This is a genomic window from Stenotrophomonas maltophilia, from assembly GCF_047782825.1.
In the GTDB taxonomy this organism is placed as follows: domain Bacteria; phylum Pseudomonadota; class Gammaproteobacteria; order Xanthomonadales; family Xanthomonadaceae; genus Stenotrophomonas.
In genome coordinates this window covers 1,117,084-1,137,427 of the sequence record NZ_CP180589.1, presented here as the reverse complement: position 1 = coordinate 1,137,427, position 20,344 = coordinate 1,117,084, and the positions used below count along the sequence as shown (strand labels likewise).

16 protein-coding genes are annotated in these 20,344 nt (G+C 67.2%); 15 read left to right on the top strand and 1 reads right to left on the bottom strand.

Going from position 1 to position 20,344, the window contains the following annotated elements:
- Positions 1 to 22 precede the first annotated feature (22 nt).
- From hisG to ACM2ZB_RS05085, 15 genes are all read left to right on the top strand, one after another.
- Positions 23 to 934 carry an ATP phosphoribosyltransferase gene (gene hisG, locus ACM2ZB_RS05155; RefSeq protein ID WP_313442694.1) on the top strand — a complete coding sequence of 304 codons (912 nt, stop codon included), beginning with the start codon at positions 23 to 25 and terminating at the stop codon, positions 932 to 934.
- Complete coding sequence (hisD, locus tag ACM2ZB_RS05150) at positions 931 to 2,226, top strand: histidinol dehydrogenase (RefSeq protein ID WP_416057708.1); 1,296 nt, start codon at positions 931 to 933, stop codon at positions 2,224 to 2,226. Before hisG ends, hisD begins: the two co-directional genes overlap by 4 nt.
- Positions 2,223 to 3,317, top strand: coding sequence for a histidinol-phosphate transaminase (gene hisC / locus ACM2ZB_RS05145; RefSeq protein ID WP_416057707.1), 1,095 nt, complete (start codon positions 2,223 to 2,225; stop codon positions 3,315 to 3,317). The genes hisD and hisC overlap by 4 nt, the downstream gene beginning before the upstream one ends.
- Positions 3,314 to 4,387, top strand: coding sequence for a bifunctional histidinol-phosphatase/imidazoleglycerol-phosphate dehydratase HisB (gene hisB / locus ACM2ZB_RS05140; protein WP_416057706.1), 1,074 nt, complete (start codon positions 3,314 to 3,316; stop codon positions 4,385 to 4,387). The genes hisC and hisB overlap by 4 nt, the downstream gene beginning before the upstream one ends.
- The gene (gene hisH / locus ACM2ZB_RS05135; protein ID WP_416057705.1) at positions 4,384 to 4,986 is read left to right on the top strand and encodes an imidazole glycerol phosphate synthase subunit HisH; all 603 of its coding nucleotides are present in this window, start codon (positions 4,384 to 4,386) and stop codon (positions 4,984 to 4,986) included. The genes hisB and hisH overlap by 4 nt, the downstream gene beginning before the upstream one ends.
- Complete coding sequence (gene hisA / locus ACM2ZB_RS05130) at positions 4,983 to 5,717, top strand: 1-(5-phosphoribosyl)-5-[(5-phosphoribosylamino)methylideneamino]imidazole-4-carboxamide isomerase (RefSeq protein WP_313442684.1); 735 nt, start codon at positions 4,983 to 4,985, stop codon at positions 5,715 to 5,717. The genes hisH and hisA overlap by 4 nt, the downstream gene beginning before the upstream one ends.
- Positions 5,711 to 6,487, top strand: coding sequence for an imidazole glycerol phosphate synthase subunit HisF (hisF, locus tag ACM2ZB_RS05125; RefSeq protein ID WP_416057704.1), 777 nt, complete (start codon positions 5,711 to 5,713; stop codon positions 6,485 to 6,487). Before hisA ends, hisF begins: the two co-directional genes overlap by 7 nt.
- Positions 6,477 to 7,097 carry a bifunctional phosphoribosyl-AMP cyclohydrolase/phosphoribosyl-ATP diphosphatase HisIE gene (hisIE, locus tag ACM2ZB_RS05120; RefSeq protein ID WP_416057703.1) on the top strand — a complete coding sequence of 207 codons (621 nt, stop codon included), beginning with the start codon at positions 6,477 to 6,479 and terminating at the stop codon, positions 7,095 to 7,097. Before hisF ends, hisIE begins: the two co-directional genes overlap by 11 nt.
- Positions 7,098 to 7,247: 150 nt before the next feature.
- On the top strand, positions 7,248 to 8,837 hold the full coding sequence (locus tag ACM2ZB_RS05115) for a calcineurin-like phosphoesterase C-terminal domain-containing protein (protein ID WP_416057702.1): 1,590 nt from the start codon (positions 7,248 to 7,250) through the stop codon (positions 8,835 to 8,837).
- A 36-nt stretch (positions 8,838 to 8,873) separates the two neighbouring features.
- Positions 8,874 to 9,158, top strand: coding sequence for a hypothetical protein (locus ACM2ZB_RS05110; protein WP_313442674.1), 285 nt, complete (start codon positions 8,874 to 8,876; stop codon positions 9,156 to 9,158).
- 100 nt (positions 9,159 to 9,258) lie between these two features.
- On the top strand, positions 9,259 to 10,305 hold the full coding sequence (locus tag ACM2ZB_RS05105) for a glucokinase (RefSeq protein WP_416057701.1): 1,047 nt from the start codon (positions 9,259 to 9,261) through the stop codon (positions 10,303 to 10,305).
- A gap of 56 nt (positions 10,306 to 10,361) precedes the next feature.
- Positions 10,362 to 11,360 carry a N(4)-(beta-N-acetylglucosaminyl)-L-asparaginase gene (locus ACM2ZB_RS05100; protein WP_416057700.1) on the top strand — a complete coding sequence of 333 codons (999 nt, stop codon included), beginning with the start codon at positions 10,362 to 10,364 and terminating at the stop codon, positions 11,358 to 11,360.
- Positions 11,357 to 12,094: a copper homeostasis protein CutC gene (locus tag ACM2ZB_RS05095; RefSeq protein ID WP_416057699.1), complete on the top strand. Its 738-nt coding sequence runs from the start codon at positions 11,357 to 11,359 to the stop codon at positions 12,092 to 12,094. The genes ACM2ZB_RS05100 and ACM2ZB_RS05095 overlap by 4 nt, the downstream gene beginning before the upstream one ends.
- 380 nt (positions 12,095 to 12,474) lie before the next feature.
- Positions 12,475 to 13,440, top strand: coding sequence for an IS110 family transposase (locus ACM2ZB_RS05090; protein WP_416056183.1), 966 nt, complete (start codon positions 12,475 to 12,477; stop codon positions 13,438 to 13,440).
- A 357-nt stretch (positions 13,441 to 13,797) separates the two neighbouring features.
- Positions 13,798 to 16,755, top strand: coding sequence for a TonB-dependent receptor plug domain-containing protein (locus tag ACM2ZB_RS05085; protein ID WP_416057698.1), 2,958 nt, complete (start codon positions 13,798 to 13,800; stop codon positions 16,753 to 16,755).
- A gap of 181 nt (positions 16,756 to 16,936) precedes the next feature.
- Here ACM2ZB_RS05085 and ACM2ZB_RS05080 read toward each other — a convergent pair whose 3' ends face one another.
- A complete protein-coding gene (locus tag ACM2ZB_RS05080; RefSeq protein WP_416057697.1) occupies positions 16,937 to 20,023 on the bottom strand; it encodes a TonB-dependent receptor in 3,087 nt (1,028 codons plus the stop codon).
- Positions 20,024 to 20,344: the final 321 nt, after the last annotated feature.

Below are 20,344 nucleotides of genomic sequence, written 5' to 3'. Positions count from 1 at the left end.
ACCGAACTTCGAGACCTCCCCCATGAGTGCAACCCAGGCAGCGCCGGCGCGAGACCGGCTGCGTATCGCCATCCAGAAGAGTGGCCGCTTGGCCGAACCCGCCCGCAACCTGCTCAGCGCCTGCGGCCTGAGCTGGCGCGAGAGCCGTGACAAGCTGTTCTGCTACGGCGAATCGCTGCCGGTGGACCTGCTGCTGGTGCGCGACGACGACATTCCCGGCCTGATTGCCGATGGCGTCTGCGATCTCGGCATCGTCGGCCGCAACGAGCTGGACGAACAGGCCGCCGCACGCCGCCAGATCGGCCTGCCCGATGCCTACCAGGCCCTGCGTGGGCTGGGCTTCGGCCAGTGCCGGCTGATGCTGGCCGTGCCCGAGGAATGGCAGTGGGAAGGCCCGGCGCAGCTGGCCGGCACCCGCATCGCCACCAGTTACCCGGCCATCCTCAAGCAGTGGTTGGCCGAGCAGGGCGTGGACGCACAGGTGGTCGAGCTGTCCGGTTCGGTGGAAATCGCCCCGCGCCTGGGCACGGCCGACCTGATCTGCGACCTGGTGTCCAGCGGCGCCACCCTGCGCGCCAACCAGCTCAGCCCGGTGCACAACCTGCTGGACAGCGAGGCCGTGCTGGCCGGTGCCGTGCGCGTGCCCGACGATGCCCGCGCCGGCCTGCGCAGCATGTTGCTGCGCCGCCTGGACGGCGTGGTGCAGAAGCAGGACCGCAAGCTGCTGATGTTCCGCGCCAGCGAGGACCGCGTGGATGCGCTGGCGCAGCTGCTGGCCGATGCCGAGCCGCTGGTGCGTTTGCCTGCTGATGGGGGCGCGTTGCGGCTGCAGACCATGTGCCCCGGTCCGCTGACCTGGCAGCGCATGGAGGAACTGGAGCGCGCGGGCGCGCAGGGCCTGATGGTGTTGAGCGTGGAGCGGTCGCTGGCATGAATCGTCTGATCTGGTCGCAACTTGATGAAGCCGCGCGCAGCGCGGCGCTGACCCGCCCGGTGCAGACCGTGGCGCAGCAGACCCGCGATGCCGTGGCCGCGCTGATCGCGCAGGTACGGGCGCAGGGCGATGACGCGCTGCGTGCCATCACCGCGCGCTTCGATGGCGTGCAGCTGCCGGCATTCGAAGTGAGCGAAGCCGAATTCGCCGCCGCCGAAGCGGCCGTGCCTGCCGGACTGCGCCAGGCCATGGTGGAGGCTGCCGAGCGCATCACGCGCTTCCACGAAGCGGGCATGGGCAAGGGCTATTCGGTCGAAACCGCACCCGGTGTGGTCTGCGAACGCATGCTGCGGCCGATCGGCCGCGTTGGCCTGTACGTGCCGGCGGGCAGCGCGCCGCTGCCGTCCACGGCGCTGATGCTGGGCGTGCCGGCGCAGTTGGCCGGCTGCCCGCAGGTGGTGCTGTGCACGCCGCCGCGCGCCGATGGCACGGCCGATCCGGCGGTGCTGGTGGCTGCGCGCCTGACCGGCGTGCAGCGCGTGTTCAAGCTGGGCGGTGCCCAGGCCATCGCCGCGCTGGCCTATGGCACGGCCAGCGTTCCCGCCTGCGACAAGCTGTTCGGGCCGGGCAACAGTTTCGTTACCGAGGCCAAGCAGCAGGTCGCACAGGACGGCGCCGCCGCCATCGACATGCCGGCCGGGCCGTCGGAAGTGCTGGTGATCGCCGATGCCGGTGCCAATCCGGCCTTCGTCGCTGCCGATCTGCTGTCGCAGGCCGAGCACGGCCCGGATTCACAGGTGCTGCTGCTGACCGACGATGCCGCGATGCTGGCTGCAGTCGAAGCCGAAGTGGAGCGCCAGGTCGCGCTGCTGCCGCGCCAGCAGATTGCGCGCCAGGCGCTGTCGGCCTCGCGCTTGGTCCAGGTTGAAACCCTCGCTGAGGCCTTCGCCATCAGCAACCGCTACGCGCCCGAGCACCTGATCCTGGCCCTGCGCGCACCGCGCGACTGGCTGGGCCAGGTGCAGGCCGCCGGCTCAGTGTTCCTGGGCGACTACACCCCCGAAGCGCTGGGCGACTACTGCAGTGGCACCAACCACGTGCTGCCGACCGCCGGCGCCGCACGCGCCTACAGCGGCGTCAGCGTGGCCAGTTTCCAGAACCTGATCAGCGTGCAGAGTGCCAGCGCCGCCGGCCTGGCCGCGATCGGTGGCTGTGCGCGCATCATCGCCAGCGCCGAAGGCCTGGACGCGCACGAACGTGCGGTGGCCCTGCGCATGGAGGCCGCCGCATGAGCGCCGACATCGATCAGCTGCTGGCACTGGTGCGCCCGGATCTGCAGGCATTCGCCGGCTACAGCTCGGCGCGCAGCGCAGCCGTGCAGGGCGATGTCTGGCTGAATGCCAACGAATCGGCCTGGGCCAATCCGGCAGACAGCGCTGGCAGCAGTCGACGCTACCCCGAACCGCAGCCGCTGGCGCTGCGCGAAGGCCTGGCTGCCCTGTATGGCGTGCAGCCGCAGCAGCTGCTGGTCGGGCGCGGCAGCGACGAGGCCATCGACCTGCTGGTGCGCGCGCTGTGCGTGCCGGGCCGCGATGGGGTGCTGGTCACCTCGCCGGTGTTCGGCATGTACGCGGTCTGCGCACGCCTGCAGGGCGCGCCGTTGGTCGATGTGCCGCTGGTCGACGGCGAAGACGGCCTGCGCGCCGATCTGGATGCGGTCATCCGCACGGCGAAGGAGCAGGGCGTCAAGCTGGTGTTCCTGTGCGCGCCGTCCAATCCGGCCGGCAGCGATATCGGCCTGGACGAGATCGAGCGCGTGGCCAGCGCGCTGCGCGGGCAGGCTCTGGTGGTGGTCGATGAGGCCTACGTCGAATACGCGCAACGCCCGTCGGCAACCACGCTGCTGGCTGGACATGCCAACGTCGCCGTGCTGCGCACGCTGTCGAAGGCGCACGCGCTGGCCGCAGCGCGCATCGGCAGCCTCATTGCCGCCCCCGAACTGATCGCCGTACTGCGCCGTTGCCAGGCGCCGTATCCGGTGCCGACCCCGTGTGCCGAGCTGGCCGTGCAGGCCCTGCAGCCCGCTGCATTGGCTCGCACCGCCGAGCGCGTGGCCGCGGTCATCGCCGAGCGCGAACGCCTGTCTGCAGCGCTGCCGGGCCTGCCCGGCGTGCGCCGCGTGTACCGCTCGGCCGGCAACTACCTGCTGGTCCGCTTCGCCGATGCACAGGCCGCGTTCGATACGCTGCTGGGCGCCGGCGTGGTGGTACGCGACCAGCGCGCAGCACCGCAGCTGGGCGATGCCCTGCGCATCAGCATCGGCAGCCCTGAAGAGAATGACCGCGTGCTTGCGGCCCTGTCGGCGCGGAGGGCCGCAGCATGACCCCCATCCTGTTCATCGACCGCGATGGCACTCTCATCGAAGAGCCGGCGGATTTCCAGATCGACGCCTACGAAAAGCTGCGCTTCGTGCCGCAGGTGATCCCGGCGTTGCTGAAGCTGCGTGATGCGGGCTACCAGTTCGTCATCGTCACCAATCAGGATGGCCTGGGCAGCGAAAGCTACCCGCGTGCCAGTTTCGACGGCCCCAACGACCTGATGCTGCAGATCTTCGAAAGCCAGGGCATCGCCTTCCGTGACGTGCTGATCGACTGCAGCTGGCCGCAGGACAACGCGCCCACGCGCAAGCCCGGCATCGGCCTGATGACCCGCCACCTGCAGGACCGCAGCATCGACTGGGCGCGTTCGGGCATGGTGGGCGACCGCATCACCGACCTGCAGTTCGCCGACAACCTGAACATCCGCGGTTTCCAGCTGCGCACCGAACAGTTCGGCGGCGAGTGGGACTGGCCGGGCATTGCCCACGCGCTGGCCGATGCACCGCGTACCGCCGTGGTCCAGCGCAACACCAAGGAAACGAAGATCCGCGTCGAACTGGACCTGGATCGCGCCGGTGATGCCAACATCCACACCGGGCTGCCGTTCTTCGACCACATGCTGGAACAGATCGGCAAGCACGGCGGCTTCGCCCTGGACATCCAGGCCGAGGGCGACCTGCATATCGACGAGCACCACACCATCGAAGACACCGGTCTGGCCCTGGGCCAGGCCCTGCGCGAAGCGCTGGGCGACAAGCGCGGCATCGGCCGCTACGGCTTCACCCTGCCGATGGACGAGACCCTGGCCAGCGCGGCGCTGGATTTCAGTGGCCGCCCGTACTTCGTGTTCGAAGGCGAGTTCAAGCGCGAGCGGGTGGGTGACATGCCAACCGAGCTGGTCCCGCACTTCTTCCGTTCGCTGTGCGATGCCAGCGGCCTCAACCTCAACCTGCAGGTGCGCGGCGACAACGACCACCACAAGGTGGAAGCCTGCTTCAAGGCCTTGGCGCGTGCATTGCGCCCAGCGCTGGCCCGCCAGGGCACTGCGTTGCCGACCACCAAGGGGGCGCTGTGAGCGATGTTGCGCTGATCGATGCCGGCGGCGCCAACCTCGGTTCGGTGCGTTATGCGCTGGAGCGGCTGGGCGCGAACGTGCGCCTGGTGCGCGATGCCCAGGGCCTGGCCGGCGCACAGCGGGTGATCCTGCCGGGCGTGGGCGCTGCGGCACCGGGCATGCAGCGCCTGCATGCGCAGGGCCTGGTCGAACCGCTGCGCCGGCTGGAGGTGCCGCTGATGGGCATCTGCCTGGGCATGCAGCTGCTGTTCGATCGGTCCGAGGAAGCCGGCGTGGACACCCTGGGCCTGATTCCCGGCGTGGTGCGCAAGCTGGTGCCCGCCTGCGGCATCCGCGTGCCACACATGGGCTGGAACCGCCTGCTGGCGCTGCGCCCTTCGCTGCTGCTGCAGGGCGTGCCGGACCGTTCCAGCGCCTACTTCGTGCACAGCTACGCCGCGCCGCTGAACACCCACACCGTGGCTGCCTGCGACCATGGCGGCCTGTTCACCGCCGTGATCGAGCAGGGCCGCTACTTCGGCGCCCAGTTCCACCCCGAGCGTTCCGGCGAGACCGGTTCGCAGATGCTGCGCAATTTCCTCGAGGGCACTGCTGCATGAGTTTCACCGTCTACCCCGCACTGGATATCCGCGATGGCCGCGTGGTGCGGCTGCGCCAGGGCGACTACGCGCAGGAAACCTCCTACGGCGACGATCCGTTGCCGCGTGCGCAGGCCTTTGCCGCGCAGGGCGCGCAGTGGATGCACCTGGTGGACCTGGACGCCGCACGTGCCGGTGGCTACACCCTGGCGCCGTTGTTGGCGGCGATCCGCGCGCAGACGCCGCTGCAGGTGCAGACCGGCGGCGGCGTGCGTGGCCGCGACGACGTGGCACGCATCCTTGATGCGGGCGCCAGCCGCGTGGTGGTCGGCTCGCTGGCCGTACGCCGCCCCGACGAAGTGGTGGGCTGGCTGGAGGAATTCGGCGCCGACCGCATCACCATCGCGCTGGACGCGCGCCAGGACACGCAGGGCCAGTGGCAGCTGCCCGTGCACGGCTGGACCGAGAACGCCGGGGTGACCCTGGATGACCTTGCCCAACGCTATGCGCGCGCCGGCATGCGCCACCTGCTGTGCACCGACATCGCCCGCGACGGCATGCTGGCCGGCCCGAACATCAGCCTGTACGCGCACCTGTCGGCACTGCTGCCGGGCGTGGCGGTGCAGGCCTCCGGCGGCATCCGCGACGTGGCCGACGTGGCCGAGGCCCGCGCTGCCGGCTGTGGTGGCGCCATCCTCGGCAAGGCGCTGCTGGAACAGCGCATGGACCTGGGCGAGGCACTGGCATGTTGAGCCGCCGCATCATTCCCTGCCTGGACGTGCGCGATGGCCGCGTGGTCAAGGGCGTGCGCTTCCGCGACCACGTCGACATGGGTGACATTGCCGAGCTGGCCCAGCGCTACCGCGACCAGGGGGCCGATGAGCTGGTGTTCTATGACATCGGCGCCAGCCCCGAGGCGCGTTCGGTGGATGTGGCCTGGATCGAGCGCATCGCCCGCCTGATCGATATACCGTTCTGCGTGGCCGGCGGCATCGACAGCGTAGACACTGCCCGCCGGGTGCTGTTTGCCGGCGCGGACAAGGTGTCGATCAACTCGCCGGCCTTGGGTCGCCCGGAACTGATCACTGAACTGGCCGAGGAATTCGGCGTGCAGTGCGTGGTGGTCGGCGTCGATTCGGTGCGCGAGGCGGATGGCGAGTGGCGCGTACGCCGCTTCAGCGGCGACCCGGACAAGACCCAGGCGGTGCCGCTGCGCACCCTGGACTGGATCGTGGAGGCACAGCGCCGCGGCGCCGGCGAGATCGTGCTGAACTGCATGGACAGCGACGGCGTGCGCCGTGGCTACGACGTGGAGCAGCTGCGGCAGGCACGTGCGGTCTGCAACGTGCCGCTGATCGCTTCCGGCGGTGCCGGTGCGATGGAGCACTTCGCCCAGGCCTTCGACCAGGCCGATGTGGATGGTGCGCTGGCCGCCAGCGTGTTCCACAGCGGCGCCATCGCCATTGCGGATTTGAAGCGCTACCTGCGCGAACAGCAGATCGAGGTTCGAGATGTCTATTGAAGTACGCCCATCGCCGCAGGCGCTGGAATCGCTGGACTGGGCGAAGGGCGATGGCCTGCTGCCGGCCGTGGTGCAGGACGCCGACACCCTGCAGGTGCTGATGCTGGGCTACGTCACCGCCGAATCGCTGCACATCACCCAGGTGACCGGTCACATGACCTTCTACAGCCGCAGCAAGCAGCGGCTGTGGACCAAGGGTGAGCAGTCCGGCCACGTGCTGGCGGTGCAGTCGATCAGTATCGACTGCGATGCCGACACGGTGCTGGTGCTGGCACGCCCGGCCGGCCCGACCTGCCACACCGGTGCCGAAAGCTGCTTCGACGGCGCCCCCAAGGACTTCCTGGGCGGCCTGGGCCAGCTGGTGGCCGTGCGCGAGGCGCAGCGCCCGCCGGGCAGCTACACCACCTCGCTGTTCGAGGGCGGCATCCGCCGCATCGCGCAGAAGGTGGGCGAGGAGGGCGTGGAAACCGCGCTGGCCGCCGTCGCCCAGGACGACGAGGCCCTGCTGGGTGAGTCGGCCGACCTGCTGTACCACCTGCTGGTGCTGCTGCGCGCACGTGGCCTGTCGCTGCAGGATGCGCGTGATGTGCTGGAACAGCGCCACCGTTAAGGGGTTTGTAGAGCCGAGCCCATGCTCGGCTGCTCTGGAGCTTCAAGCCAGCCGAGCACGGGCTCGGCTCTACAGGGCCATGCGACACCGCGTGCGTGATGTCATCAACGGAATCTACAATGGGCGGTCTTTCTTTCCCGGACCGCCCCCATGAAACTCCCTGCCGCCTGGCTGTGCTGCCTGTTGCTGACGTCGCCGGCCTGGGCCGCCGATACGGTGGTCAGCGGCAAGGTCTATCTCGAACGTGACGGCAAGCCGGGCCGTGGCGCGACCGACCCGGGCCTGGCCGGGGTGCAGGTGTCCAATGGCGAGACCATCGTCAAGACCGCCGCCGATGGCAGCTACAGCCTGCCGGTGCGTGACGGGCAGACGGTGTTCGTGATCAAGCCCGATGCCTATTCGTTCCCGAAGGCCGGCGATGGCCTGCCGTCGTTCTGGCGGCATTACCGCCCCAATGGTTCGCCGGCACTGAAGTACGGCGGTATCGCCGCCACCGGTGAAGCGGGCCGCGGCTGGGATTTCGCCCTGCAGGCCGACCGCCATGACAGCCGCCGCGGCTTCCAGATGCTGGTCTTCACCGATTCGCAGACCGCCACCCTGAAGGATATCGGCTACTACCAGCAGTCCATCGTCGCCCCGCTGGTGGGGCAGACCAAGGCACGGCTGGGCACCACCCTGGGCGACATCGTCAACGACGACCTGTCCCTGTACCCGGCCATCAACAAGGTCACCACCGAACTGGGCGTGCCGTGGTTCCACGTGCCGGGCAACCACGACCTCGATTTCGACGCGGCCAACGACGACCATTCGCTGGACAGCTGGCGCAACATCTACGGTCCGGATACCTACGCGGTGGAAGAGGGCGGCGCGAGCTTCGTGTTCCTGGACGACGTGGTCTACGACCCCAAGGCCAGGCCGAAGTACGTGGGTGGCCTGCGCGAAGACCAGTTCGCCTTCCTCGCCAGCTACCTGAAGGGCCTGCACAAGGACCGCCTGCTGGTGCTGGGCATGCACATCCCGCTGTTCGACGCGGCACCGGGGCGCGAGACCTTCCGCCATGCCGACCGCCAGCGCCTGTTCGATCTGCTGAAGGATTTCCGCAACGTGCTGGTGCTGAGCGGCCACAGCCACACCCAGCAGCACGTGTACCACGGCAAGGCCGAGGGCTGGCAGGGTGACAAGCCGCTGCACGAGTTCAACGTGGGCGCCAACTGCGGCGCGTTCTGGTCGGGCGTGAAGAATGCCGCCGGCGTGCCGGACAGCACCATGAGCGACGGCACGCCCAAGGGGTATGCATTGCTGGACGTGACCGGCAACGGCAGCTACCGCCTGCAGTACCGGGTGGCCGGCGCCGCAGCCAGCGAGCAGATCGGCCTGCATGCACCCAAGGTGCTGCGCCAGGGCGCCTACCCGGCCTGGGGCGTGTACGCCAACGTCTATATGGGCGAGGACGCCAGCGTGGTCGAGTACCGCGTCGATGGCGGCGCCTGGCAGCCGATGAAGCAGGTCAGCCAGCCCGATCCGCGCCTGCTGGTGGAAAACGTGGCCGACGACACCGCCACTGTGCTGCGCGGCTACGACCGTTCGCCGGAAGCCACCGCATCGCCGCACCTGTGGCGTGGTGCGTTGCCGACCGACCTGGCCGTGGGCAGCCACAAGGTGGAGGTGCGTTCGACCCAGCCCGACGGGCAGGTGTTCACCGCCACCACCAGCTACAGCCTGCAGACGGCCCAGCCCTGAGCCGGGCCGACGGTTCCCATCACGAAAGGACGCAGCATGGATATCCGTTTCATGGCCGGCACCACGCCGGTCACCCTCAGCCGCCACTGGTTCACCGGCGCGATGTTCCTGCAGAGCGCCGATGAGAAGGTCTGGGTGCAGCATCCGCTGCACCCGGGCACCCAGTTCTCGTTCTCGCTGGTACAGTCGTGGATGCGCCACATCGCCGGCCACCAGGTCCTGGTCGAGCGCACCCGCCCGCTGCTGTTCGCCGGTTTCCGCCCGCAGCGCTTCCGCGTGCTGGTGGACGGGGTGCAGGTGGCCGAGCAGGAAGGCATGTAACGCTGCGCCTGCCCGACAGCCCCAGCGGTGGCGCCGCGATTGGCAAAGTGCCGCCAATGCCTGAGAATCGGGTCGATTCAATCGATCCAAGCAGGCCAGCGTGAACGTTGCAGCAGCGTCCCCGGTTCATCCCGATTCCGCCGGTAGCGGCGTTCTGCACACCGGTGCGCCCGCCAGTGGCGTGCCCCGTTCGCTGGTGGTGGCCGATGTCGGCGGTACCTTCGCCCGCCTGGCCCTGGCTGAAACGACACCGGGGCAGACGCCGCGCCTGGGCAGCTACCGCACTTACGCCTGCGCCGACCACCCGAGCCTGGCCGCGATCCTGGCCGATTTCACTGCCAGCCTGGGCCAGCCGGTGCGCACGGCGGTGGTGGCCATCGCCGGCCTGCTCGATGGTGACGTGCTGATCAATGCCAACCTGCCGTGGACGGTGTCGTTGTCCACCACGCGCGACCAGTCCGGCCTGCAGGAACTGCAGCTGATCAACGATTTCGAAGCGGTGGCGCTGGCCATCCCCTACCTGCAGGCCGACACCCTGGTGCCGCTGAATGGCGATGCGGACCCGGCACAGGCCTTCCCGGCGCTGGTGCTGGGCGCCGGCACCGGGCTGGGTGCCGCGCTGCGCTTTGCCGATGGCGAGCGTCCGGTGCTGGCCAGCGAGATCGGCCATGCCGCGCTGGGGGCCGGCAATGCGCTGGAACTGCAGGTGCTGGGCAAGCTGCTGCAGCGCTGGGCGCACGTGGACAACGAACGCGTGCTGTCCGGCAGCGGCCTGATGAACCTTTACCCGTGCCTGTGCGAACTGCGCGGCGTGACCCCGCAATGGACCAGTACCGAAGCGCTGATCGGCGCGGCGCGCAGCGGCGAAGATGCGCTGGCGGTGGAAACCCTGCAGGTGTTCTGCGCCTGGCTGGGCAGCCTGGCGGGCGACGCAGCGATTGCCGTGGGCGCGCGCTCGGTATACCTGGCCGGTGGCATTTCCACGCACGTACAGGATTTCCTGGCCGATGGCCGCTTCCGCGAGCGCTTCCTCAACAAGGGAGTGCTGACCGACGTGCTGCGGCAGGTGCCGGTGTGGCGCGTTGAACACGGCCAGTTGGGTGTGCTGGGCGCAGCGGTGTGGCACGCGGCACGTACGCCGGCATGAACAGATAGAAGGCTGCCGGCAGCCTGCCGGCGGCGGAATGGACGACGGAGGCGGACATGGTGGATCGCAGGCAGTTCCTGCAGGCCGGTGCATTGGCCGCAGGCATGGCGGCAATGCCGGGTGTGCAGGCCCGCACGCAGGGCGGCGCGAAGGTCGTTTCAACCTGGGATTTCGGCGTGCCCGCCAACCAGGCCGCGTGGAAGGTGCTGGCCCAGGGCGGCAGTGCGCTGGACGCGGTGGAAGCCGGCGCACGCTGGGCCGAGAGCGAGCTGTGCAATCCCACCGTTGGCCATTGTGGCAACCCCGACCGCGATGGCGTGCTGAGCCTGGATGCCAGCATCATGGCCGGCGATGGCCGCTGTGGTGCGGTCGCGGCGCTGGTCGATATCCTGCATCCGGTGTCGGTGGCCCGCAAAGTGATGGAGAACAGCCCGCACGTGCTGCTGGTGGGCGAGGGCGCGCAGCAGTTCGCGGTGCAGCAGGGCTTCGAACGCCAGCACCTGCTCACGCCGCAGGCCGAAGCGGCATGGCGCGAATGGTTGAAGACCGAAAAGTACCAGCCGCAGATCAATGCGGAACGCCGCGGCATTCCCGGCAACAGCGACAACCACGACACCATCGGCATGCTGGCGCTGGATGCCAAGGGCCACCTCGCCGGTGCCTGCACCACCAGCGGCATGGCCTGGAAGCTGCACGGGCGGGTGGGTGACAGCCCGATCATCGGTGCCGGCCTGTACGTGGACAACGACGTGGGCGCGGCCACCGCCTCGGGCGTGGGCGAAGAGATGATCCGCAATGCGGCGTCGTTCCTGGTGGTCGAGCTGATGCGCCAGGGGCGCACGCCGGCCCAGGCCTGCCGCGAAGCCATCGACCGGGTGGTGCGCAGGCGGCCCGAGGCCAGCAAGACGCTGCAGGTGTGTTTCCTGGCGATGAACAAGCAGGGCGAGGTGGGTGCATACGCACTGCATCGCGGCTTCGTCTACGCGGTGTGCGATGCACAGCGCCAGGATGACCTGCGCGATTCGCAGTCGATCTACACGAGCACGCAGACGTGAGCGTGCGCCACACGCTCGAAATCGCCAGCAATTCGGTGGCCTCGGCGCTGGCGGCGCAGGCCGGCGGCGCCGACCGCATCGAACTGTTCGACAATCTGGCCGAGGGCGGCACCACGCCATCCTTTGCCAGCATTGCCATCGCCCGCGAGCGGCTGACCATTCCGCTGTTCGTGCTGGTGCGCCCGCGTGCCGGCGATTTCCATTACGACGCGCTGGAAACCGAGCTGATGCTGCGTGACATCGCGCAGTGCCGTGCGCTGGGTTGCGATGGCGTAGTCGTCGGCGCGCTGGATGCGCAGGGTGACATCGACCTGCCGTTGTGCCGGGAACTGGTGCAGGCGGCGGGGCCGCTGCAGGTCACCTTCCACCGCGCCTTCGACGCCACCCGCGATCTGCCGGCCGCGCTGGAGCAGGTGATCGGCCTGGGCTGCCAGCGGGTGCTGACCTCCGGTGGCCAGGTCAGCGCCGAAGCGGGCAGCAAAGTCCTGGCCACGCTGGTCGGCCAGGCTGCTGGGCGCATCAGCGTGATGGCTGGCGCCGGCCTGGGCCCGGCCAACATTGCCGGCGTCGCCCGGCAGACCGGCTGCAGCGAACTGCACGCCTCGGCCAAGGGCCTGCGGCGTTCGGACATGCAGTTCCAGAACCCGGTCCTGCGCGGCCTGGACCCGGACTGGAGCCAGACCAGCACCGCCACCGTGGCCGCCCTGCGCAAGGCGCTGGACGCCGCGCGCTGACCCGCTTTTCATGTAGCGTCGAGCCATGCTTGACGGCTGTTCGACGACCGGTCGCGCGTGGCTCGGCGCTGCAAAAAAGCAGTCGAGCATGGCTCGACTCTACAAAGAGCGAAGCGCAGCCGAGCATGGGCTCGGCTCTTGTGTCTCGGAATGGTGCCCTGATCAGGCACAATTCCCCCGGTGACCCCGGGAGGCTCCGATGACGCTGCCTCGGCTCTTAAGCCTTCGAGCTTGCAAAGTAGATTCAGCGCGTCGGCGGCCTGACACCGCCTTGGAACTTGAACGGTATCTTAGGCCCACCTTCGGGTGAGAGCCTGCACTCACAAGGGCAAGTCTGGCGGCTTCCGATCACGATCGTAAGTTCAAGCTGGAGCAAGATCATGCAAGTAATCGGCAATGACATGGCCAAGGCGACCTTTGATGTCGCCTTGCCACTGTCCGAGGGCAAGTACCGCACCAAAGCCAAATTTCCCAATACGACCAAGGGTTATGCGGAATTTCTGGCGTGGCGAGCCAAGCATGCGCCTGACGCAGCGGTAGGCATGGAGGCCACCGGTATCTACCACGAGGCTTTGGCGCGCGCCCTGGTGGAGGCTGGGGTAGTGGTTTATGTCGCCAATCCCGCACGGGTGAAAGCATTTGGGCAGGCCGAGGGAGTCCGGACCAAGACCGACCGCAGCGATGCCAAGCTGATTGCCCGGTTCTTCGAGGCTCAACGCCCGGAAAAGCTGCACCCCTACGTCCCGCCGACGCCCTCGGAGGTGAAGCTGCGAGCCCTTGTCCGGCGACGTGATGACCTCCAGGAAATGCTGCAGATGGAGCAAAACCGCCTGGAAGTTGCCGATATCTCCGTCCAGCAAGGGATCAACGACGTGATCCGGACGTTGGAGGAACAGATCAGACAGGTGCGAAAGGCGATCCAGGACCACATCGACAACGATCCGGACCTGCGCGGGCGCCATCAACTGCTCACCAGCATTCCCGGCGTGGGCGATACCAGCAGTGCCCAACTGCTGGCGTTTCTAGGCGATCTCAACAGATACAGCGACGTGCGTCAGGTGGTTGCCCACGCAGGCCTGAATCCGGCGCAGCGTCAATCAGGAAATTACGAAGGTAAAGCCAGGATATCGCGAGTTGGCGACGCCAATTTCCGCAAGAAGTTGTACATGCCGGCGCTGACCGGCAAGGCCTACAACCCGACGCTGAAGGCCTTTGCAGAACGCCTCAGCAAGAAAGGAAAGCCATTCAAGGTCATCATGTGTGCACTGATGCGCAAGCTCATACATCTGGTCTGGGGAGTGCTGAAGAGCGGCCGACCGTTTGAGCCTGAAGTCGTCCTTGCCTAGGCAAGGACGACACGGTATCTACCGCTGTCCGTCGCGTACTGAAGCCGCAGGCGAGGGCGCGGACAGAACCGTTCCGCGCGCACCTGTCGCAATCGTGTCACTCCGTTGTGCTCGCGACCCGGGTCAACTCCTCGCAACCCATTGATTCCTCGAACGCCACGCGGTCGTCGGCGACGTCGTGGTGCGCGTTGCTGCGGCGCGGGATGCCCCGGCATGTTCAGCTGTGCTTTAGTTTGGATCGATCCACAGGGGGGGCGAGGATCCGATATGGATCGATGCAAGCGCCCTGGATCGATGTCCACGTAGTGCCGCTGTTCCACGCATCCGCGCGCCCACTTCTTCGAAGAGCAACCACCCATGGCTCAGACCGTCCGCACCCGCCGTCATCTGTTGTCCCAGGCCCTGCTGCTGGCCTTGTTGCCGCTGGCCGCCAGCGCCCAGCAGGCCGCCAACCCGTCCACCAAGGATCTGGACGCGGTCACCGTCACCGGCTCGCGCATCAAGCGCGCCAGTGTCGAAGGCCCGGCCCCGGTCAACGTGATTTCCGCCCAGCAGATCCAGAAGGAAGGCTTCGTCACCGTCTACGACGCGTTGAAGACGCTGACCGAAGCCACCGGCACGGTTGAAGCGGCCTCGCAGTGGGGCTCGCATACGCCAAACGCCAGCGGCCTGAACCTGCGTGGCATGGGCCCCAACCGCAGCCTGCTGCTGGTCAACGGCCGTCGCGTGGCCGACTACCCGCTGCCCTATGGCGGCGAGACCAACTTCTCCAACTACGGCAACATCCCCGCTGCCGCAGTGGAACGCATTGAAGTGCTGACCGGTGGCGCGTCGGCCATCTACGGCTCGGACGCGATTGCCGGTGTGGTCAACGTCATCCTGAAGACCCACTACGACGGCGACGAAGTGCGCGTGCGCGGCGGCACATCCACCGAAGGCGGCCGCGATACCTGGGATCTGTCCTGGGCCGGTGGCAAGACCGGCGACAACTGGAGCGTGACCTACGCGCTGCAGTACACCAAGCGTGACCCGCTGTTCGGCCGCGACCGGCCGCAGATGGACGATGCCGATGATGCGCTGTACCCGTCCTGGAACATGGAGCAGCGCAAGGTCGGCTTCCGCCCCACGGCGGGCCTGGCCCTGATCGACCCCGGCACCGGCGAGCGCCTGGCGCCGCCCACAGGCACCTGCGAGAAATTCGATGGCGAGTACTACACCGCCGATCGCCTGGTCTACAACTACAACGCCAATACGGTGACGAACACGGGGCGCCTGTGCGGCATGAGCGCCGACTACGCCAACTGGCTGCTGACCGGCGGTTCGGAAAACCTGTCCGGCAACCTGTACGCCACCTTCGATTTCGGCAACGACCTGCAGGCCTGGAGCAATCTGGCCGTCTATCGCTCCGAAGCGCTGTGGGGCACCAATCCGCCCAGCGTGACCCTCATCGACGATGCCAACGGCTACTACTGGGATGCCAACCGTGATCGGCCGATCCTGGGCGTGCGCCAGTTCACCCCGAACGAAGTGGGCGGCCTGGACACGCTGCGCAACACCAACCGCGAACTGTCCTGGGATGTCAGCGCCGGCCTGCGCGGGCGCCTGGCCGACCGCTTCGACTGGAGTGCATCGGTGGGCCGTTCCTATTACCGGGTGGAGGAGCGGCAGAACGTGGTGGACGAACAGAAGTCCTACGACTTCTTCCTTGGCCCGCGGCTGGGAACCACGGCCGATGGCGAAGCGATCTACGCCTTGAATGAATCGCGCTGGTGGAATCCCATCACGCCTGACCAGTACTGGCAGATGGGCACGGTGGCGCGCAACCGCGCCTCGTCGTGGGTCAACCAGGCCTCGGCGGATATCACCGGCGAACTGTTCCAGGGGTGGGCCGGGCCGGTGTCGTTCGCGGCGGTGGCCGAAGTGGCGCGGCAGGGTTACCACCTCAGCCCGGACCCGCGCGCCGGCATCGACTTCGATCTGCAGAACGTCGACCGCGGCGGCGGCGAGCGCACGCGCTATTCGGCCGGCGTGGAATTCAAGATTCCGCTGGCCGACAGCCTGATCGCCACCGCAGCGGCACGCTACGACCGGTATGGCAACTACAAGGCCGATGACAGTGCCGACGCGGTCAGCATCGGCAGCCAGAAGGAAACCACCTGGAATGCGGGCCTGGAATGGCGGCCGTTCGAATCGCTGCTGGTGCGCGGTTCCTATGCCACCAGTTTCCACGCGCCCGACATGCACTACCTGCTGGGCCAGCCCAGCAGTTCGGAAGTGCTGACCTACGACCGCCTGCGCTGCATCGAAAGTGGCGCTTACCTGGTCAACAACTGCGGTGCCGGCAACACCGATGTCTGGTATGCATTCGATGTGAACCGCCGCGGCACGCCGCTGCTGCGTTCGGAGACCGGTGATTCCTGGACCGTTGGCTTTGTCTGGGATGTGATGCCGAACCTGTCGGTCAGCGCCGACTACTGGGCGATCAAGCTGGAAGACATGATCGTCGATGTCGGTGCCGATGAGGTGCTGGCCAGCGAGGCCGGCTGCCTGACCGGCAAGAACATGGACGGCACGCCGTGGTCCAACCCGGCCGGTGGCGAGTACTGCGCGGGCATCCTGGCCCGGGTGAACCGTGATGGCAACGGTCGCCTGGTTTCCATCGAGCGCGGCCCGTTCAACCTGGCCAGCCGCGAGGTGCGCGGCATCGACCTGACCGCGCGCTACCGGCTGGAAACCGCTGCCTGGGGCAGCTTCCAGCTGGGGGTGAACTACACCAACCAGCTGTCGACCAAGGAACAGCGCTACGCCAACGACCCCAATCCCGAACGCCGCGACCGCGACCTGCGCAGCAAGCTGCGCGCCAGCCTGGCCTGGCAGCGTGGCAACTGGAACGCCAATGTCTACGCCGACCGCGTGGGCTCGGTACCGGGTGTGCGCTACCACTGGGGTACCGACCGCCTGGACAACCCCGGTGGCTGCCTGCCGTTCGCCGATGGCTACGTGCCCAGCGACAGCCCGTCGTTGAACTGCCTGGAGCCGTTGACCCGGCCCGATGGCTCGGCCAACACCAACCCCAATGCGGGCCAGCAGACCTCCCGCTATTACGGGCGGGTAGGGCCGTTCATCACCTGGAACTTCAACGTGGGTTACCAGGTGACCGAGCACATGAAGGTCAACGCTTACGTCAACAACGCCTTCAACGCCGCCAGCTGGAACCACAAGGATCCGTACAAGGTGGACTACGACTTCGCCCCGACCCGTCTGCTGGGCGCGGTGGGGCGTGAGTTCGCGCTGGAATATGTGTTCACATTCTGAGTGCGGCTAGCCGCTCCTGTAGAGCCGAGCCCGTGCTCGGCTGCTCTTGGCGCAGAGCAACAGCAGCCGAGCACGGGCTCGGCTCTACAACGGCGCGTTGCCTTCGCTCCCTGCCAAACGAAAACGGCAGCCACCTGTAAAAGCGTGGCTGCCGTGGAGGACCGTTGTACGGGGCGCGGGCTTAGAACTTGTAGGTCGCGCCGAAGTAGATCTGCCGGCCCGAGTACAGGTTGGAGATCAGGCGCGACTGGGTGTCGTTGCCCAGGTAGATGCGCTGTTCGGATTTGGTGGCATTGAGCACCGAGGCGGTGAAGGTCAGCGCTTCGGTGAAGTTGTAGGCCACGTTCAGATCCAGCTGATCGTACGGTTCGGTGTACTGGGTCATGCCGTTGACCAGGCCGCCGACCACTTCACCACGACGGTTGTACGAGGCACGGGCCAGGAACCGGTCGGTTTCGTAGAACACCGTCAGGTTGGCCTGGTTCTTGGCGCTGCCCACCAGCGGCGATGCGCCCAGGTTCTCGCCATTGAGCTCGATCGAGGCCAGGTTGGTGTCGTTGTAGGTGTAGTTGGCCTGCACGCCCAGGCCGAAGTCGAAGGTGTACTGGCCGTACACTTCCACGCCCTGCGACACCGCGTCACGGCCGTTGGCCTGGGTGCTGTAGTTCTGCACCGTCACCATCTGGCCGCCGACTTCCATCTGCACGTCACGTACGATCGGCACGGTGAAATTGCTGATGTCCTTGCGGAACAGACCGACGCCGGCCACCGCGCCCGGCATGAAGTACCACTCTACGCCAAGGTCGTACTGGGTGGCCTTGAACGCTTCGAGGTTCTTGTTGCTGCCGCTGCCGGCCCAGCCTTCGGTGGGGGCGCCGCCAGCAACACGGCGGTCATTGACGTACTCGGGGCTGTAGTAGCTCAGGCTGCCGGGTGCGGCGATGCTGGTGTAGCTCGGCCGTGCCACCACCTTCGATGCCGCGCCACGCAGGACCAGCGTGTCGGTGATGTCCCAGGCGATGTTGAAGCTGGGCAGCACGTCGGTATAGGTGCGGTCCGAGCCGATCAGCTCGAAGCTCTTCTCGCGCGCCAGCGGGTCGGGCAGGCGCACGAAACCACTTTCGCAGCCATAGGTGGGGAAGGCCGCTGCCGCCGGGTCGTTGCACGACATCGGTGCGCCGGAGGCGTTGTCCAGGAAGTAGTCGTTGAACTTCTCGATGGAATCGCTGGACTGGGCGAACTGCTCGGTGCGCACCACGCGCACACCGACGTTGCCGCGCAGGCGTTCGGTGCGGAAGTTGGCCTGGAAGTAGCCCGAGTAGATCTTCTCGTTGACGTTGTAGACGAAGTCGTCTTCGACGCGGTTGTGCGACTGGCCGTAGGTGTTGTTCAGGTGGTCGATGTAGGCCGGGAAGTTGATGCCCGGGAACACGTTCGCGTTGAAACCACCGGCGATGCCGCTGATCGGGTTGGACAGGAAGAAGCCGGGCTGGGCGATGCCGGCCGTGTTGTCGCAGCCGGCCTGGTAGCGGCTGTCGTAGTCGGCCGGGTCGGCACCCTGGCACACCCAGTAGGTGTTGCCGGTGTTGCGATGGACCTTGCCGTCACGGTACTTGGCACCGAACTGGATCGAGTCCAGCCAGCCGCTTTCGAACATCTTGGTGACATCGGCCTGGAAGTGGCTCTGCTTGACCTCGGTCTGCATCCACGACGAATCGGTCGAACCGGTGTCGACCTCGGCGATGCCATTCATCAGCACCTGCTGCAGGTTCGGCGACACGGTCAGCGACGGGGTGCCGGTCAGGTCCCAGGCGGTGTACTGGTTGCCCGATTCCCACACGCCGTTGACGCGGCGGCGCGGCTTGGCCGACATGCGGAAGTTCATCGACGGACCGCCTTCGGACCAGGTGCGGCCACCGCTGAAGGAGGCCTTCCAGAGCGGGCTGATGTCCCAGTCGATGGTCAGGTCAGCGGTCTGCGAGAGCGCCTTTTCGCGGCTGTAGCCACCGGTCAGCTGCGGGGTGGGGATGGTGCAGTCATCCGGTCCCCAGCCACCCGGGGCCAGGCCGGCGGCAGCGGCTTCGTCTTCGCTGCAGTAGTAGGTCTTGCCCGGCAGCTTCTCGAACTGCGCGCCGGTGACCACGGTGCCACTGGGGTCGAAGGTCAGGCCGTTGAGCAGGCGGCCGCCGGCCCAGTTGCCGTCACCGTTGAAGCGCGCCATGTTCCACTCGGGCACCTTCAGCATGTTCTGCGAATAGTCGCCGTCCAGCTGGAAGCGGAAGTAGTTCGCGGTCAGGGTCAGGTTGTCGACCGGCTTGAACTGGAACGTGAACTGTCCGCCCTTGCGCTCGCGCTTCTCCTCCTTCACGGCGAAGTTCACCGAGGTGGGCATGAAGAAGTCGCTGTAGTTGTGCCCGAACTGGTCGTTGAAGCCGGAGTTGCCCCACCAGTAGTTGATGCCGCCCTGGGTGAGGGCATTGCCGTTGACATCACGGGCATCGACGTCGGTGCCGTACCACTGGTAGTTCTCGGTGCTCACTTCCATGGTGCGGCTGGTGCGCTTCTGCTGGGTCACACCGACCAGCACGCCGAAGCGCTCGTCCTCGCTGTGCCACGAGTACAGCGCCGACGCCTGCGGGTCGACGTCCTGGTGGGTATCGGAGGAGACACCTTCCAGGGTGACATAGCCGGAATTGGATTCCATATCCAGCGGGCGGCGGGTATGCAGGATGACCGTGCCGCCGATGCCGCCTTCGTCGATGCGCGCTTCCGGCGACTTGAACAGCTCGGCGCTGGACAGCATGTTCGACGGCAGCAGGGTGTAGTTGAACGAACGGCTGGCCTCGTCATTGGTTTCGGAGGTGGCGATGTAGTTGCCGTTCAACTGGGTCAGGGTCAGGTCGGGGTCGAGGCCGCGCACGCTGACGCTTTTGCCTTCGCCGCCGTCGCGGGTGATGACCACGCCGGGCACGCGCTGCAGCGAATCGGCCACGTTCTTGTCGGGGAACTTGCCGACGTCCTCAGCGGTGATCACTTCGACCACAGCATTTGCATCGCGCTTCTGCTGCAGGCTCTTCTCGATGGCGTAGCGGTAGCCGGTGACCTGGACGCTGTCCAGGGTGGTGGCATCGGCGCTGCCGGTGGTCGGTTGTGCGGTGGCCTGCTGGGCAGCGGCGCCGGTCGGCGCGACGGCTGCGGCCAGTGCCAGCGCGACGGCGAACGACAGGGTGTCGCGGCCGTGCGTACGAGTTGAATGCTTGATTGCCATCTCTCCCTCTCTCCTGGATTGATCCGGTGTCTGACGCGGAACTTGAATCGATCTAATCTGTGATGCCGATTTTGCTGAAGCCCCGCGGCTGCCTGGGGCGGCGCGCTGGTGCCTGGGTACGTCCTGTGCCGGTCCCCACCTCCGGGCCATCCCTCGGGATCCGCTTGGATCGATCTAAGCAATGGCGGGGCGATTTTTAGCATGGCGGGAGGGTCTGCGCATGCTGCTGCGCAATATTGCAGTGACGTGTCTGACGAATGATGTTTCGGCGAAATGCGCTGGAATCGTTTACATGCGCGGGGAGGGTGGGTCGGCAGGGCT